15 protein-coding genes are annotated in these 15,157 nt (G+C 59.2%); 13 read left to right on the forward strand and 2 right to left on the reverse strand.

Annotated features, from left to right (window positions below):
* Window positions 1–7: 7 nt before the first annotated feature.
* Complete coding sequence (locus EOI86_RS08240; protein WP_127764593.1) at window positions 8–781, reverse strand: exodeoxyribonuclease III; 774 nt, start codon at window positions 779–781, stop codon at window positions 8–10.
* A 69-nt stretch (window positions 782–850) separates the two neighbouring features.
* The gene (erpA, locus tag EOI86_RS08245; protein ID WP_240035592.1) at window positions 851–1,219 is read right to left on the reverse strand and encodes an iron-sulfur cluster insertion protein ErpA; all 369 of its coding nucleotides are present in this window, start codon (window positions 1,217–1,219) and stop codon (window positions 851–853) included.
* A gap of 190 nt (window positions 1,220–1,409) precedes the next feature.
* Between erpA and EOI86_RS08250 the strand changes: the two genes are divergently transcribed.
* The 13 genes from EOI86_RS08250 (at window position 1,410) to dctP (ending at window position 15,104) form a co-directional block, all read left to right on the forward strand.
* On the forward strand, window positions 1,410–2,648 hold the full coding sequence (locus tag EOI86_RS08250; protein WP_127764594.1) for a deoxyguanosinetriphosphate triphosphohydrolase: 1,239 nt from the start codon (window positions 1,410–1,412) through the stop codon (window positions 2,646–2,648).
* A gap of 22 nt (window positions 2,649–2,670) precedes the next feature.
* Window positions 2,671–4,425, forward strand: a complete 1,755-nt coding sequence (gene argS / locus EOI86_RS08255; RefSeq protein WP_127764595.1) for an arginine--tRNA ligase — start codon at window positions 2,671–2,673, stop codon at window positions 4,423–4,425.
* A 113-nt stretch (window positions 4,426–4,538) separates the two neighbouring features.
* Window positions 4,539–5,525, forward strand: a complete 987-nt coding sequence (locus tag EOI86_RS08260) for an SPOR domain-containing protein (RefSeq protein WP_127764596.1) — start codon at window positions 4,539–4,541, stop codon at window positions 5,523–5,525.
* A gap of 143 nt (window positions 5,526–5,668) precedes the next feature.
* Window positions 5,669–6,715: a segregation and condensation protein A gene (locus EOI86_RS08265; protein WP_240035593.1), complete on the forward strand. Its 1,047-nt coding sequence runs from the start codon at window positions 5,669–5,671 to the stop codon at window positions 6,713–6,715.
* A gap of 8 nt (window positions 6,716–6,723) precedes the next feature.
* Window positions 6,724–7,395 carry an SMC-Scp complex subunit ScpB gene (gene scpB / locus EOI86_RS08270; RefSeq protein WP_127764597.1) on the forward strand — a complete coding sequence of 224 codons (672 nt, stop codon included), beginning with the start codon at window positions 6,724–6,726 and terminating at the stop codon, window positions 7,393–7,395.
* Window positions 7,396–7,552: 157 nt separating this feature from the next.
* A complete protein-coding gene (locus EOI86_RS08275; protein WP_127764598.1) occupies window positions 7,553–8,677 on the forward strand; it encodes an ABC transporter ATP-binding protein in 1,125 nt (374 codons plus the stop codon).
* Window positions 8,678–8,770: 93 nt separating this feature from the next.
* The gene (locus EOI86_RS08280) at window positions 8,771–9,013 is read left to right on the forward strand and encodes a twin-arginine translocase TatA/TatE family subunit (RefSeq protein ID WP_127764599.1); all 243 of its coding nucleotides are present in this window, start codon (window positions 8,771–8,773) and stop codon (window positions 9,011–9,013) included.
* Window positions 9,014–9,085: 72 nt separating this feature from the next.
* Entirely contained in the window at window positions 9,086–9,652 is a 567-nt protein-coding gene (gene tatB / locus EOI86_RS08285; RefSeq protein ID WP_127764600.1) for a Sec-independent protein translocase protein TatB, read from the forward strand.
* Window positions 9,649–10,479, forward strand: coding sequence for a twin-arginine translocase subunit TatC (gene tatC / locus EOI86_RS08290; RefSeq protein WP_127764601.1), 831 nt, complete (start codon window positions 9,649–9,651; stop codon window positions 10,477–10,479). The genes tatB and tatC overlap by 4 nt, the downstream gene beginning before the upstream one ends.
* A gap of 223 nt (window positions 10,480–10,702) precedes the next feature.
* Complete coding sequence (locus tag EOI86_RS08295; RefSeq protein ID WP_127764602.1) at window positions 10,703–11,257, forward strand: MarR family winged helix-turn-helix transcriptional regulator; 555 nt, start codon at window positions 10,703–10,705, stop codon at window positions 11,255–11,257.
* A gap of 93 nt (window positions 11,258–11,350) precedes the next feature.
* Window positions 11,351–12,682, forward strand: a complete 1,332-nt coding sequence (locus EOI86_RS08300) for an NAD(P)/FAD-dependent oxidoreductase (protein ID WP_127764603.1) — start codon at window positions 11,351–11,353, stop codon at window positions 12,680–12,682.
* A gap of 26 nt (window positions 12,683–12,708) precedes the next feature.
* Entirely contained in the window at window positions 12,709–14,031 is a 1,323-nt protein-coding gene (locus EOI86_RS08305) for an NAD(P)/FAD-dependent oxidoreductase (RefSeq protein ID WP_127764604.1), read from the forward strand.
* 71 nt (window positions 14,032–14,102) lie between these two features.
* Window positions 14,103–15,104, forward strand: a complete 1,002-nt coding sequence (gene dctP / locus EOI86_RS08310) for a TRAP transporter substrate-binding protein DctP (RefSeq protein WP_127764605.1) — start codon at window positions 14,103–14,105, stop codon at window positions 15,102–15,104.
* The last annotated feature ends 53 nt before the right edge of the window (window positions 15,105–15,157 follow it).

Here is a 15,157-nt window from a genome sequence, read left to right on the forward strand (position 1 = left end):
CGGACGGTCAAGAGAGCCGGCACCAGACCGGGGTGTGGTCGCTGGGCTTTTCCTTACCGCGCGGGGTCTTGTCGATCTCGCATTCCTCCAGCCGGTCGGCCGCCTGGGGCGACAGCAGGAAATGATCGATCCGAAGGCCTTCATCCTTCTGCCAGCGGCCCTGGACATAGTCCCAATAGGAATATTGATGCGCGGCGTTCGGGTGCAGCGCCTTCCAGGCTTCTGTCAGGCCCAGATTCAAAAGGGTGCGGAATTTGGCCCGGCTTTCCGGTTTGCACAAAGCGTCATCGACCCATTTATCGGGGTCGTAGACGTCATCGTCGGTCGGCACGATGTTGTAATCGCCGCCCAGCACGATGGGCTGTTCCGTCGGCAGCAGCGTATCGCGAACATGCGCGGCCAACCGGTCCATCCAGGCTAGTTTGTAAGGGTATTTCGGGCCGTCGACCGGGTTGCCGTTGGGCAAGTAGATTGACGCGACGCGGATGCCCTGCACCGTGCCTTCGATATAGCGGGCGTGATCGTCGTCATCGTCGCCGGGAAGACCGCGCTTCACGTCCTCGATCGGATGTTTCGAGAGGATCGCGACCCCGTTGTAAGTCTTCTGTCCCTCGACCGCCGCCTCATACCCAAGGCTCTTGAACTCCATGGCAGGGAAGTTCGCTTCCTCGCATTTCAACTCCTGCAGCAGGGCGACGTCTGGCTTGGCGTCCTCCAACCATTCCAGCACGCGGTCCAGCCGCGCCTTGACCGAGTTGACGTTGAAAGTCGCAATTTTCATGGGGCGTGCTCCGAAAATACAAAGGCCTGCCGGAAGGCAGGCCCAAGCATAAAGATAGGACGCGGAAATCTAAACCGCGAAAGACGTGCCGCAGCCGCAGGAGGAAGAAGCGTTGGGGTTGTTGATGGCGAAATAGGCGCCGACCAACTCGTCCTTGAAATCGACTTCCGACCCGGCCAGCAGGTTCATCGACATTTCGTCGGTCACCACACGCACGCCGTCCTTCTCGAAGGTCAGGTCATCCGGTGTCGTCTTGTCGTCGAATGAAAACCCGTATTGGAAACCGGAGCAGCCGCCGCCGGATACCGTGACACGCAGCATCAGGTCCTTGCCGCCTTCGGCTTCGATCATCGCGTTCAGTCGTTTTGCCGCGGCATCGGAGATATGCAGCACGCGGTCGGCGGCGGTCATGTCGAGGGCAAAGGGATCGGTACTCATGGTATTTTGCGTTGAATCCTGTTGGGTCATTGCGTCCTTCAAACTAGGACCTTAGCGGTCCTCTATCCAGGTTAATATGTAGGGTGCCGGGATTTCCTGTCAATTGCCGCCATAATAATGAGGGCGTTCCGGGCTTTCGTTGAATGCCTCTCGGTTGCGCCTGAACGCGCAAAGCGGTACCTAGCCGACCATGACACAGAAGAACGCACATGACCTGAATGCCCCCGAACTGAATGCCCCTGAACTGAATGCTCATCCAAGGGCGCCTTACGCCACTTTGTGGGAGGAGAGCAGGGGGCGTCTTTATCCCGAAGACCCATCCGCGACGCGGACGCCGTTTCAGCGCGACCGGGACCGGATCATCCATTGCGCGGCTTTTCGGCGTCTGATGCACAAGACGCAGGTTTTCGTCGCGCCGGAAATCGACCATGTGCGTACCCGGCTGACCCATTCCCTGGAAGTCTCACAGATCGCACGGTCCTTGGCGCGCACTTTCCATTTGGATGAGGACCTTGCCGAGGTTCTGGCGCTGTCCCACGATCTGGGCCATCCGCCCTTCGGACATTCGGGAGAGGATGCGCTGGACGATGTCATGGCGCCCTATGGCGGCTATGACCATAACGACCAATCGCTGCGCGTCGTCACCCTGCTGGAAAAGCGCTACCCGGATTTCGACGGGTTGAACCTGACTTGGGAAACCCTGGAAGGCCTCGTCAAACATAACGGTCCGTTGCTGGGCGGCGGGCCGCGCGCCGTGGCGTCGGAACAGGATCTGCCGCCGACGATCCGCGCCTATAACAAACGCCACGACCTGGCGCTGTCCGCCCATGCGGGTCTGGAGGCGCAAATGGCCGCCATTGCCGACGATGTGGCCTATAACCATCACGACATGGACGATGGGCTGCGGTCCGGCCTGTTCAGCATTGAGGAAGTGTCGGAGGCCGTCCCGCATGTCGGCGAAGCCTTTGTTCAGGTCAGGCGCGATTATGGAGATCTGGACCGCCGTGTTGCCATTTCCGAAGCGGTTCGCCGCCTGATCGGGGAAATGATCGGCGATATCGGCCGGGAAACGCGGTCCCGTCTGAACGATCTGGCCCCCAAGACGGTCCAGGATGTGCGCGATGCCGGATACACCATGGTTGCCTTTTCCGAGGCGATGGGGAAGAAGGAGGCCACCCTGAAGTCCTTCCTTTTCGAGCGTATGTATCGCAACGAGCGGGTCAACGCGGCGCGCGCCGCGGGCAAGGCCACCGTGCGCGGGTTGTTCGCGATTTTCATGAACGACCCGGAACAGATGCCGAAGGAATGGGGCGTTGGGGTCGAGGATATGGATGCGCCGCAACGGGCGCGGGTCATCGCCGATTACATCGCCGGAATGACCGACCGCTATGCGCGGCGGGAATGGAAGCGGATCGGCGGCGTCCTTTAGCAGGTTTTGGAACGAGGAATTTATGAGCGTATTCAAGGAACTGCTCGACGACCTTTCGGGCGCGTTGAGTGGATTGGTTGCCGATGGCGTCCTGCCGGCTGAGGCGGATCTGACGCGGGCCGGGATCGAACCGCCGCGCGATCCGTCCCATGGCGACGCCGCGACCAACGCGGCCATGGTGCTGTCCAAGCCTGCTGGCATGAAACCACGTGACCTGGCCGAGAAGATCGCCGACAAACTGCTCGCCTCGCCGCGGATCGCCTCCGTCGACATCGCCGGCCCCGGCTTCATCAATCTGCGCCTGAAGGACAGCGTCTGGCAGGACGAGATGCGGACCATCCTGAAAGCTGGCACCGCCTATGGCGGGACCGATATCGGCAAGGGGCAGAAGGTGAATGTCGAATACGTCTCGGCCAACCCGACCGGGCCGCTTCATATTGGACATGCCCGCGGCACGGTCATTGGCGACGCGCTCGCCTCTCTGCTTGCCAAAGCCGGCTTCGACGTCGCGCGGGAATATTACATCAACGATGCCGGCACCCAGGTCGATACGCTCGGCCGGTCCAGCTATCTGCGCTACCGCGAAGCGCTGGGCGAAGATATCGGCGAGATTCCGGAAGGCCTGTATCCGGGCGAATACCTGAAAGCGGTCGGCGAGGCGCTGAAACAGGAACACGGCGACAAATTGCTGGCGCTGTCAGAAGAGGAATGGCTGCCGATAACGCGCAAGGCCGCGATCGACGGCATGATGGACCTGATCAAGGCGGACCTCGCCGCGCTCGGCGTGCATCATGATGTCTTCACCTCAGAACGCGCGCTTGTCGAAGCGGGTAAAGTGGACGAGGTCCTGACGGTCCTGGAAGGTCGGGAGCTGATCTATACCGGTGTGCTGGAGCCGCCCAAGGGCAAGAAGCCGGAAGACTGGGAACCGCGGCCGCAGCGGCTGTTCAAGGCGACCCAATATGGTGACGACGTGGATCGTCCCTTGAAGAAATCGGACGGTAGCTGGACTTATTTCGCGTCCGACATCGCCAATCATCTGGATAAGTATCAGCGCGGGTTTACCCAGCAGATTGATATCTGGGGCGCGGACCACGGCGGCTATGTGAAGCGGATGAAGGCGGCAGTGAAGGCGGTCACGGCGGAAAAGGCCGATTTGGACGTAAAGCTGTGCCAGATCGTGCGTTTGATGGACAAGGGTGAGCCGGTTAAGATGTCCAAGCGGTCCGGATCGTTCGTCACCCTGCGCGATCTGGTCGATGCGGTCGGTAAGGATGTGGTTCGCTTCTTCCTGTTGACCCGCAAGAACGACGCGCAGATGGACTTCGACCTGACGGCGGTAACAGAACAATCCCGCGACAATCCGGTCTTCTATGTCCACTACGCCCATGCCCGCTGCCATTCGGTGATGAAAATGGCTGTTGAGGCCTTCCCAGGCGTCGATTTTTCCGACCAGGCGGTTGCAGGTGCGGACCTGTCCGTTCTGTCGGAAGAGGGCGAGCTTGCCCTGATGCGCCTGCTGGCCGAATGGCCGCGCACGGTGGAGGCGGCCGCGCTGTCGCATGAACCGCATCGGCTGGCTTATTACCTCTACGATCTGGCCGCTTCCTTCCATGCACTGTGGACAAAAGGTCGCGAAGATACACTGCTGCGCTTCGTTGTGCCGGGGGACGAATCACGTACCATGGCGAGGATGGCGTTGGTGGGCGCCGTGCGGACGGTGATCGCGTCCGGCCTGGATGTGTTCGGCGTGGAGCCGAGGGCGGAACTGCACTAACAAAGGCAGACGCACGCACGGGACGGATCTTTTCACGGATTTTCAGCACGTAGCCTGACCGCCACGAGCAGCCCCATATATGGGGTTACCCTGGATAGTGGTGGAGTGAGCCGGTGACTTCGGAACTGGATGCATTGGAAAAAGAACTTGCCGACCTGGAAGACGGCGGCAAAGACGGTGGAACGCCGAAGCGGAAGCTCGGAACGGCGCCGCTGGTCGTGGCGGTATTGGCCGTGTCCGCCTTAGGCGGGTTGATCTACTACGCCTATGACCAAGGCATCCGGGAAGGGACCGAGGTTGCGGCCCCGCTTTTGTCTCCGGAAGGTCCGGCCAAGGTGAAGCCGGAGGATCCGGGCGGCCTGGCCGTTCCCCATCGCGACAAGACGGTCTATGACGTTGTTCAGGGCGGGGCATCGGAATCCTCGCATGAAAAGGTCGAAACCCTGCTGCCCCCGCCGGAAGAACCCATGGTGCCGCCCGTGTCGCAGCCTGCGGCTGGCAACGGCGCGCCCGCGGGCGAACCTTTGGTGACCGCCACCAACAAGTTGAACGAAGCTGAAAAGCCGGCGGTGCCGAAGATTTCCCCACCGCCTTTGCCGGCGGAAGAGTTAGCCGCGCCTGAAGCCCCCGTGACGCTGAGCGAGCAGAGCGAAGAGAAAATCGAAGAGGCTCAAGAAGAGGTGAGTGAGGCAGCGCCGGCGGCACAGGAAACTGTTGCAGCGATCACACCGCCGCCTGCTGAGCCAAAGGCCGAGGCAGCCGCAAAACCAGTTGCCGAACCGACCAAAGTTGAAACCGCAGCCAAGACCGATACGGCTGCCGCCGGGACGGATGCGGCCATTTCCAAGAAATGGCGGGTCCAGGTTGGTGCTGTGCGAACGCAAGAAGCTGCGGTGCAGGAATGGTCCCGCCTTTCCCGTACAAACAAAGACTTGCTTGGCTCTCTTACCTTGCAGGTTCAAAAGGTGGAAGTGACGGGCAAAGGGACTTTCTTCCGAATTCGCGGCGGTCCGATGGCTGATCGATCCGCGGCGGAAAGGCTGTGCGGGAAACTCAAGGCGCAAAAGATTCCGTGTATCCCCGTTAGGCCCGATGCCTAAGGCGGGAATCGAGAGTGAGGGCTGATCGGAGAGTTTCCGCGGACTAGGCCCTTGTTCTGTTTCGCCCGATCGCAGGAAATCCAACCGGCTGGGACCTGGGCAGGCTTGCTAGGGCCGCGCCGGGAAGGTAAGTCGGGCTGACCATGAGCGACGAACTGACCAGCCCAGAAACCGGCCCCGAAACGCCTGAGGGAGAGACGCCTGAAGCGGCGTTGGAGCCTGTGCCCGAAACGGCGCCGAAATCCGATGACGGGTTCGAGAACGCGTCGCCGGACTACGTGATGACGGACGATGCGCTGGTTTTGGCCTTGGACGGGTTCGAGGGCCCGATTGACCTTTTGTTGACCTTGAGCCGCGAGCACAAGATCGACATCACCAAAATCTCCATTTTGGCCCTGGCCGAGCAATATCTGACCTTCATCAACCGGGCGCGGGAACTGAAGCTGGAGATCGCGGCCGACTACCTCGTAATGGCCGCTTGGCTCGCCTATTTAAAGTCGCGGCTGCTGCTGCCTGTTCAGGGCGATGACGAAGACGGTGAAGACCCGGCCGAACTGGCTGCCCGCCTTGCCTTTCAGTTGCAGCGGCTAGAGGCGATGCAGAATTCCGCCCAGGTTCTTCTGGACCGACCGCGTCTGGGACAGGATTTCTTTCCGCGCGGGATGCCGGAAAAGGTTAAGATAAATACGATAACAACTTGGAACGCCACGCTTTTCGACCTTCTCAAGGCTTATGGTAATGTGAAGCAGCGGGCGGATATCTCGACCCTTCGTATCACGCCGACAGCGCTGTATTCGATGGATCAGGCGGTTCAGCGCCTGCGCTCTATTTTAGGCAACATCCCTGAATGGTCGACATTGGAACAATATCTTCCCCCGGATCTGGGCGACCCGTTGGTGCGCCGGTCAGCCATGGCGGCGACGTTCGCGGCGACGCTGGAATTGGTGCGGGAAGGGCTGCTGGATGTTCAGCAAAGTGCCGTTTTCGCCCCAATCATGATCCGCAAAGCACCGTTGCAGCGCTTGCCGGAAGGCGGTTATGCCCCAGCTGCGGCCAATGATGCCGCTGGGGACGGGGCAATCATCGATATCGACGATGATCTGGATGATTTGGATGACTTGGACGGCCCAGATGAACTGGACGATCCAGACAAATTGGACGATGAGCCATTGCTCAAGGATGAGGACTGAGGACCCGGATGGACCGTTTTCAACAACTCCGCCTGCTGGAAGCCATACTGTTCGCCAGCACTGAGCCCGTAACCGTCAAACATCTGACGGGACGGATGCCGGAAGATGCCGACCTGAACGGCCTGCTGGAGGAGTTGCAGGGCATGTATGCGAACCGCGGCGTCACCTTGAACAAGGTTGGCGACGCCTATGCTTTCCGCACCGCCGCGGATATGGCCGAATTCATGACGGTAGAACGCGAAACCCCCAAAAAGCTCTCGCGTGCGGCGATCGAAACCATGGCGATCATTGCCTATAACCAACCGGTCACCCGGGCCGAGATTGAAGAAATTCGTGGTGTCGCCGTCAGCCGGGGGACGATCGACCTGCTTCTCGAAGCGGGATGGATCAAGCCCCGTGGGCGCAAGCAGGTGCCGGGACGCCCGGTAACCTGGGGAACGACGCCGTCTTTCCTGGATCAGTTCGGGCTGGAAGACCTTAAATCCTTGCCGGGCGTGCAGGAATTGAAGGCCGCCGGATTGCTGGACAGCCGACCCGGCGTCGGGGCGATTTCCATGCGTGAGAGCGATGCCGACCTGACGGATTCCGAAACCCTCGAGGAGGAGGAAATGGACCTCTTCGACGAGGAGACGGATTACGAGGCGGTGGAGACGGAAGACGCCATCGCTATCGACGAATAGGGGCCGACGAATAGGGGCCGACGAATAGGGCCAGACAAATAAGGGCCTAAGAATAGCAAGAACCGTACGCCGGCTTTCTTTGATCTTGTGATTGATTTTCAGCCGCAATAGACAAGATTGGTAGCGGCTCAACACCTTACCGGGCCGGGGATCGTGAATGACGGATATGTCGAACGTGATGGAAACCGGAAACGATCCGGAAGAAAGCGCCGAAAAACCGGCGCTGGAATTCCGGAATATCGTGCATGCCTACGGTTCCGTTGTGGCCGTAAAAGATCTGTCCCTTTCCATTGCGCCGTCTGAGACGGTGTGCCTGCTCGGCCCATCCGGCTGCGGTAAGACAACCGCCTTGCGGGTCGCGGCCGGATTGGAAACTCCTTCGACCGGCGAAGTCTGGATGGGGGACCGCCAATTGAATGGCGGCGCCCGTGACGTGCCGCCGGAAAACCGCCATATCGGCTTGGTTTTTCAGGACTATGCCCTGTTTCCGCATATGGACGTTTTCCAGAACGTGATGTTCGGCTTGGAGCGCATGGCGGAACGCGAACGGCGTGAGCGCGCCTTGGACGCGCTTTCCCTGGTCGGCATGGCTGATTATGCGGAAACCTATCCTCACACGCTGTCAGGCGGCCAGCAGCAGCGCGTCGCCCTGGCGCGGGCCCTGGCGCCGAAGCCGGCCGTTGTTTTGTTGGATGAGCCTTTTTCCGGCTTGGACGCACGGCTTCGCGATTCCGTTCGCGACAAGACCTTCCACGCGCTGCGGCAAAGCGGCGCGGCTGCACTGATGGTGACGCATGATGCAGAGGAAGCCATGTATATGGCCGACCGGATTGCGGTGATGAAAGAGGGACGTTTGGTTCAGGTCGGCGCGCCGCGAGAGCTGTATCAGCAACCAAACACGCCCTTCGTCGCTTCCTTCTTCGGCGAAGTGAACAGAATTCTGGGCGTGGTGCAGGGCGGTTCGGTCGAAACGGCGGTCGGGGTGTTGCCCGCGCCGGGCCTGAGCAATGGCGCGCCGGTGGAAGTATTGGTTCGTCCAGAGGCGTTGCGCCTGACGCCCGCGACCGTAGATTCAATCGGCCCCGGTTATGCAAAAGTGCTGAGCGCCCGGCTTCTGGGGCGGACCAGCCTGGTTCATCTGTGCACCTGCAAGACCACGGGCGAAGAGCTGCATTTGCATGCCCGCGTACCTGGATCCTACCTGCCGGTGGAGGAAACCATCCAAGCCATCGAACTTGATCAAAGTCAGGCCTTTGTTTTTCCGGGCGGAGCCGCTAAATAGGGCTTAAATCAAGAACGCGCCGATTTGTTAGCGGCGGGACACCTCCGACACGGGGCGCATCTGACATGGTGCGTGGATTTTGAGGACAAGGGAATGGGTGCATTTAGTATTTGGCATTGGCTGATCGTTCTGGCGGTTGTGCTGCTGTTGTTCGGCGGCCGAGGCAAGATTTCGCAGCTGATGGGGGATTTCGGTAAGGGGCTCAACGCGTTCAAAAAGAACGTGAAGGACCAGGCCGACGACGACACGGCAGAAGGTGAGTCCAAGCAGTTGAAGTCCGATGCCAACGCGGAGTCCTCGGACGAAAAAGTTAAGGACAAGGCCGCTAACGGCTGATCGGCCGTTTCGGCGCCGCCGCGGCGGTCGCGGCCGGCATTCGCTTAATCGCCCGCGGGCGGGGATCCCTCGATGTTCGACCTTGGCTGGAGTGAACTGCTGATGATCGCGGTGATAACCGTGATCGTCGTTGGTCCGCGGGAACTCCCGCGCGTCCTGCGCACCGTTATGCAGGGGATGAAGAAGCTGCGCAGTATTGCCGGCGAGTTTCAGTCCAGCATCGACGAGATGGCGCGGGATGCCGATCTCCACGACCTCAAGAAGAAACTCGAAGACACGTCCAAGAGCGATTGGGAAAAGGAAATCACTGATACGGTCGACCCGACCGGCGAAGTGGGGTCCATCCTGAAAGATACGAAATCCGACCTGGATAAGGAAAAGCAGGGATTGGATGACGCGGGAAAGCAGGCGCAGTTCTCCGCAAAGGACGCTCTGTCATCCCATAAAAAGTCCGACGAACCCGCCCCCAAGTCAGCCGAAAAAACTGTGGATAAACCCGCAGAGAAAACCGCTGAAACAGTTGCCGAGACGGTTTCGAAGGCGCCTGCGAAGTCCGCTTCCTCCAAGTCCGCGAAAACGGCATCGGCTAAAAAGTCCGGTACCGCTGCGAAGTCGAATTCCACCGGGGGCGACGCATGAGTAGCGCGGCTGAAAACGAAAAGGACGATCTGGACCAGTCCAAAGCGCCGCTGATGGATCATTTGATCGAGCTGCGGCAGCGCCTGATGTATTCGGTCGGCGGTTTATTGATCGGCTTTTTCGTCTGTTTCGCTTTTGCCGATAATATCTTCAACTTCCTGGTCGCGCCCCTGGCGGAAATCTGGAAGGAAGAAACCGGCCGTCGGTTCATCTATACCGCCCTGCACGAGAAATTCTTCACCGACATCAAGATCGGGTTCTTTGCCGCGTTCTGTCTGGCCTTCCCGGTGATCGCCGGGCAGATCTACATGTTCGTCGCGCCCGGGCTTTATAAGCACGAGAAGAAAGCTTTTCTGCCGTTCCTGTTCGCGACACCGATCCTGTTCTTCATCGGCGCCGCCTTCGTCTATTACCTAGTCCTTCCGGTTGCCTGGCAGTTCTTTATCGGCTTCGAACAACAGGCCGGTGAGGGGACGGTGGCGATTACCCTGGAGCCCAAGGTCAACGAATATCTGTCGCTTGTGATGCGCCTGATTTTTGCCTTTGGCATCAGCTTCGAATTGCCGGTCATCCTGTCATTGTTGTCGCGTGCGGGCATCGTCACGGCGAAAACATTGCGGGAAAAGCGCCGGTATTCGATTGTCATAGCCTTTGTTGCCGCCGCGGTTTTGACGCCGCCCGATCCGCTGAGCCAACTTGGCCTCGCGATTCCGATCATCCTGCTTTACGAGATTTCGATCTGGTGTTCCGTCTTTATCGAAAAGCAAAAGGCTGAGCGTGAAGCGATCCTGAATAAGGAAGCGGGCGTCGACGGAGACGATGATTAGGGTCGGCATATTGCTCTTGCCGTATCATTGGACTGCCTGACATTCTTTCTTCGACAGATTTTCTCAGCGCACCGAATGTCTTTTCGGATCGGTTTCCACGCGTATCGGTATTTTTTTTCGGATAATTTAGTTGCGTTTTTCCCACGTTGTGGGCGTGTTACCGGAATATTACTTGTCGGTGACAACTGTTAATGATAAGTGTTTATCCCAGGGAGATGTTCGAATGAATGCAGATGGTGTCAAAGGAGAGGGCGAGGAGAAAAGCGCGGACGATCCGGACATTTTCGAAGAAGACGGCCTGGAATCACTGGCCGATCTGATGAGTTTTCATATCCGGATCATGAATATGTGGATCAGCCGGTTTTTGGAGAAGCATTTCCAAGGCACCCCATTGGCCGGGGGAACCGGCAAGGTGACAGCCTTGATGATGACTCAAGGGCAGCCTGGGATAACAGCCTCGGAATTGGCGATCTTCACAGGCAAGGACGCCCCCGCAATGGCCCGATTGGTCGACCGTTTGATTGCGGATGGATTGATCGAACGCAGGCCGGATCCCGCATCCAAGCGCAGACAACTTCTCTTCACGACACCCAAGGGGGATGAAATGGTCGTCTTGATCAAGGACACCATTGCCAAGGAGCGGTCGGAAGTTTTTTGGATGCTGTCGGACGAGGAGCATGACCTTGCGGTCAAGGTGCTGCGCAAGTCGGCTGCGGCCTATGCCGCTCGCCGGGCCGGCAGCTCCAGCGACTGGGTTGCGCCCTGGGCGCGTTATTGATGCCTGCTTTTCATCCCCGCCAACATGTCTTCGGGAAAGTATTTCGGTTTCCGGAATTCCCACGTCGCAATTCGTAGCAAAAGGTGTTTTTGAATGCCCGGTCCCACAGTCGTACCCGTTCAGGGGGATCCTAAACTTCCAGACAGAGTCGATGTCGTTGTCATCGGCGGCGGTATCATCGGCACGTCCACCGCGTTGGAACTGCAAGAACGCGGTTTGAGAGTCGCCCTTTGTGAAAAAGGCGGGATTGGCCAAGAACAGAGCTCCCGCAATTGGGGGTGGGTGCGTATTTCGCGCCGGGATGTGCGCGAAATTCCCTTGATGGTCGAAGCGCTTCGTATCTGGCCGGGGCTGAATGACCGGACCCAGCGGGATACCGGGTATAAACGCGCAGGCATCGCCTTTGCCTGCAAGTCCGACGAGGAAGTCGAACAATACGCCGACTGGGCCGAGAACCTGAAGCCGTACCAGATCCAAAGCGGAGTCGTCGCACCCAGTAAGGTGGCCGAATTGATCCCCGGACTGAATTATCCGGTGAAGGGAGCACTCTATACCCCGATGGACGGCCGGGCCGAACCGCAGAAGGCAGCCCCTGCCATTGCTGAAGGGGCGCGGGCAAAAGGGGCGGCGGTGCTGACCGAATGTGCCGTTCGCGCGGTAGAGACCACCGCCGGGCGGGTGTCCGGCGTCGTTACAGAGCGTGGGACGATCGCCTGCAGTGCAGTGGTGCTGGCCGGAGGTGCCTGGTCGCGCTTGTTCAGTGGCAATTTGGGGATTGAACTGCCCCAGTTGAAGGTCATGAACACGGTTCTTAGGACAGAGCCGCTGGAGGGCGGACCCGAGGTTGCCTACTGGACCGAAAAGGTTGCTTTCCGGAAACGGCAGGACGGCGGCTACACGATTGCCGACGGCACCCGAAACATTGTCGATATCGTGCCGGATAGTTTCCGCTTGGCGATGAAGTTTTTCCCAGCGCTTTTGCACCAGTGGCGGGACTTGAGGCTGCGTGTCGGCCCGCGTTTCGGGGTTGAGGCCGGATATGCGCGGCAATGGCGGCCAGATGAGGTCACGCCTTTTGAGCAGACCCGTGTGCTTGACCCGGTGCCGCATCAAGGAACGGTTAAAAAGACGCTGGCCAGCGCCGCGGAGGTCGCGCCGATCTTCGCAAAGGCCAAAGTTGCGCAGACATGGGCCGGCCTGATCGACGTGACGCCCGATGCCGTGCCGGTGATTTCGGCTGTGGACGAGGTTCCTGGTTTTCACATCGCCACGGGCTTTTCCGGTCATGGTTTTGGGATCGGGCCGGGGGCCGGCCGATTGATGGCCGATATCGTTTCCGGCGCTACGCCTTGCGTGGATCCGCATGACTTCAGGCTGACGCGGTTCTTCGATGGATCGAAAATCGTGATCGATTCGGGGTTTTAGCCCGCCGCTTTTTTACGGGAGACAAGATGACCACCTTTTCGCCTTTCAATGAAACCTTGTGGCACGCCACGGCCATTCCGGCCCCGGCAATGACGCCCTTGGAGGGCGAAGTCTCAACCGATGTCTGCATTGTCGGCGGTGGGTATACCGGCATGACGACGGCGATCGAACTGCGCCGTCGCGGGGTTGAGGTCACGTTGCTGGAGGCTCAGGAAGCGGGTTTCGGCGGGTCCGGACGGAATGCCGGGCATTGTACGCCGACCTTCGTGTTGGCCTCCCTTGACGGGTTGCGACAGGCATTGGGACGGGAGCGGGGCGACAGGCTGATCGCGCGCCAGACCAAGGGCGCGGACATGGCCGCGGAATTCATCCGGGATTACCAGATCGACTGCGAATGGAAACAGAACGGTTTCTTTCAGGGCGCGCTGATGCCGTCCACCATGGAGGCGCTTGAACAAAAGGCCGAGAGTTATGCGGCCGCCGGTTGCCCGTCGAGCTTGATCGACGCGGCTGAGGCGGAGCGTTTGACCGGATCCACCCGCTTCTATGGAGGCTGGCTGTTGAAGTCCGGCGGACATTTGAACCCACTCAGCTATTCCCGGGGCCTGGCCCGGGCCTGCATTCAGGAGGGGGTACGGCTCTACACGGAATCTCGGATGATCGACGCGGTTCGGGAAGGGGCGAAATGGCGCCTGAAAACCGCCGAGGGCTCGGTCCTGTGCGATAAGTTCGTCATGGCCACCGGCGCCTATACAGATGGCGGCGGCATGCAGGTGGAAAAGACCTATAAGATTTGGCGCCCCTTGTTGGCGGCGACCAATCCGCTGCCGGCAGATGTCCGCAAACAGGTCGTTCCCTTCGACGGCACCATGCATGACGGCCGTGGGGACATCTTTGTCTACAAGTACAATCGAGAAGGCCGGCTGGTGGTCTCTATGTTCCCGCGCGGGAAGCGGGGGCACGACATGCCATTTACCCGTCAGATGTTGCTCGACAGGTTGCGCTGGCTGCACCCGCAAGTGCCGGAACACACCGTCTGGGATTATTACTGGATGGGCGAGTTGGACATGCAGAAGACGACCATTCCACGGCTCTACGCGTTGGGGCCTGGCGCGGTCGCTTGCACGGGGCTTTCCGGTCGGGGGGTGCCGACCGGCACCATGTTGGGCGGGATTCTGGCGGATTGGGCCCAAGACGTACCCGAGACAGAGCTGGCCCTCCCTGTGGAGAAACTCTCCAAGGCACCGCCTTATATGGCGATTGGGCCGCAGCTGATGCTGCACTGGTACGCGATCAAGGACAATTTGGCGGCCAAGCGACAAGGGGTAGAGCTGCCGCCGCATCCGTAAATCGAGCAATAAAAAATTTGAGTAAATTGCCAGAAAGGCAATGCGTTAACGGCTAATTAGCAAGGAGGCACATGATGTCCATTAAGTCTGTAATGAAGAAAACCGTGTTTGGGGCGGCGCTGCTTGCCGCGTCAGCGGTTGCCGCGCATGCGGAAGACGTAACTTTGAAGCTGGCTACCACGCTGTTGGAAAAGCAGCCGGCCTATCCGTATGTCACCCAGATGATCGAAGAGATCGAAGGGGCTGGCGTGGGGATCAAGGTTCAGTTTTTCCCGGCCGGTCAGCTCGGTTCCGGTGAAGAACTGCTTGAGGATGCCAAATTCGGCAACGTAGACATGGTTCATGCTGCGATCTACGCCCAGGCCGATCCGCGCTTGGAATTCACGGATCTGCCCTTCCTGATCACATCGCTGGACGATATCCAGACCGTCATCGGCAATCCGAATTCCGAATACAACAAAATCTTGGCGGAAATATTCCTTGATCACGGGTTGAAATATCTCGCAACGGTGGGCGAAGGATTGATCGGTGTCGTCGCGGCAAAGCAGCCAGCCAATCCGCATGGCATCGGTAACCAGGAAATGAACATCCGCGTTTGGAGTTCCAACATGGTCAAGTCCACCATGGAACTGCTGGGCTACAACACGACGACCATGAACTGGGCGGAGGTCTTCCCCGCGGTGCAGGCCGGCACGATTGACGGCGCGATCTGCTGCACGTCCGAATTGGCTTACACCTTGTTCGCGGAAAGCGATGTCGGGAATACCTTCATTCCTTACAACGCCTTCATCGAACGCAACGTCATCTACATGAACGGCGCGAAGTTTGCCCGGATGACCGCGGAGCAGCAGGAAGTCGTTCAGAAGGCGGCTCTGAAGGCAGCGACCGGGATCAACAACAATTCCTGGAACCTGAACGAAACCTACATCGCGAAGCTCAAGGAAAAGGGCTGGACCGTTGTTGAGTTCACGCCGGAACAGCGCGCCATGATCAAGGATAAGATCGTAGCGGAAGTCTGGCCGACAGTCGGCGAGTTGGTGGGTGAAGATATCCTCAACCGAATAACCAAATAAAAGGTCTATGTTGCCGGGGCGAGGCATTGGTCTTGTCCCGGCGATGCTTCGGC

This window comes from Hwanghaeella grinnelliae, from assembly GCF_004005845.1.
GTDB classification, from domain to species: domain Bacteria; phylum Pseudomonadota; class Alphaproteobacteria; order UBA8366; family Aestuariispiraceae; genus Hwanghaeella; species Hwanghaeella grinnelliae.

Coding starts and splice junctions, on each gene's coding strand:
- EOI86_RS08240 (WP_127764593.1), bottom strand. CDS start 781: ATGAAAATTGCGACTTTCAACGTCAACTCGGTCAAGGCGCGGCTGGAC.
- erpA (WP_240035592.1), bottom strand. CDS start 1,219: ATGAGTACCGATCCCTTTGCCCTCGACATGACCGCCGCCGACCGCGTG.
- EOI86_RS08250 (WP_127764594.1), top strand. CDS start 1,410: ATGACACAGAAGAACGCACATGACCTGAATGCCCCCGAACTGAATGCC.
- argS (WP_127764595.1), top strand. CDS start 2,671: ATGAGCGTATTCAAGGAACTGCTCGACGACCTTTCGGGCGCGTTGAGT.
- EOI86_RS08265 (WP_240035593.1), top strand. CDS start 5,669: ATGAGCGACGAACTGACCAGCCCAGAAACCGGCCCCGAAACGCCTGAG.
- scpB (WP_127764597.1), top strand. CDS start 6,724: ATGGACCGTTTTCAACAACTCCGCCTGCTGGAAGCCATACTGTTCGCC.
- EOI86_RS08275 (WP_127764598.1), top strand. CDS start 7,553: ATGACGGATATGTCGAACGTGATGGAAACCGGAAACGATCCGGAAGAA.
- EOI86_RS08280 (WP_127764599.1), top strand. CDS start 8,771: ATGGGTGCATTTAGTATTTGGCATTGGCTGATCGTTCTGGCGGTTGTG.
- tatB (WP_127764600.1), top strand. CDS start 9,086: ATGTTCGACCTTGGCTGGAGTGAACTGCTGATGATCGCGGTGATAACC.
- tatC (WP_127764601.1), top strand. CDS start 9,649: ATGAGTAGCGCGGCTGAAAACGAAAAGGACGATCTGGACCAGTCCAAA.
- EOI86_RS08295 (WP_127764602.1), top strand. CDS start 10,703: ATGAATGCAGATGGTGTCAAAGGAGAGGGCGAGGAGAAAAGCGCGGAC.
- EOI86_RS08300 (WP_127764603.1), top strand. CDS start 11,351: ATGCCCGGTCCCACAGTCGTACCCGTTCAGGGGGATCCTAAACTTCCA.
- EOI86_RS08305 (WP_127764604.1), top strand. CDS start 12,709: ATGACCACCTTTTCGCCTTTCAATGAAACCTTGTGGCACGCCACGGCC.
- dctP (WP_127764605.1), top strand. CDS start 14,103: ATGATGTCCATTAAGTCTGTAATGAAGAAAACCGTGTTTGGGGCGGCG.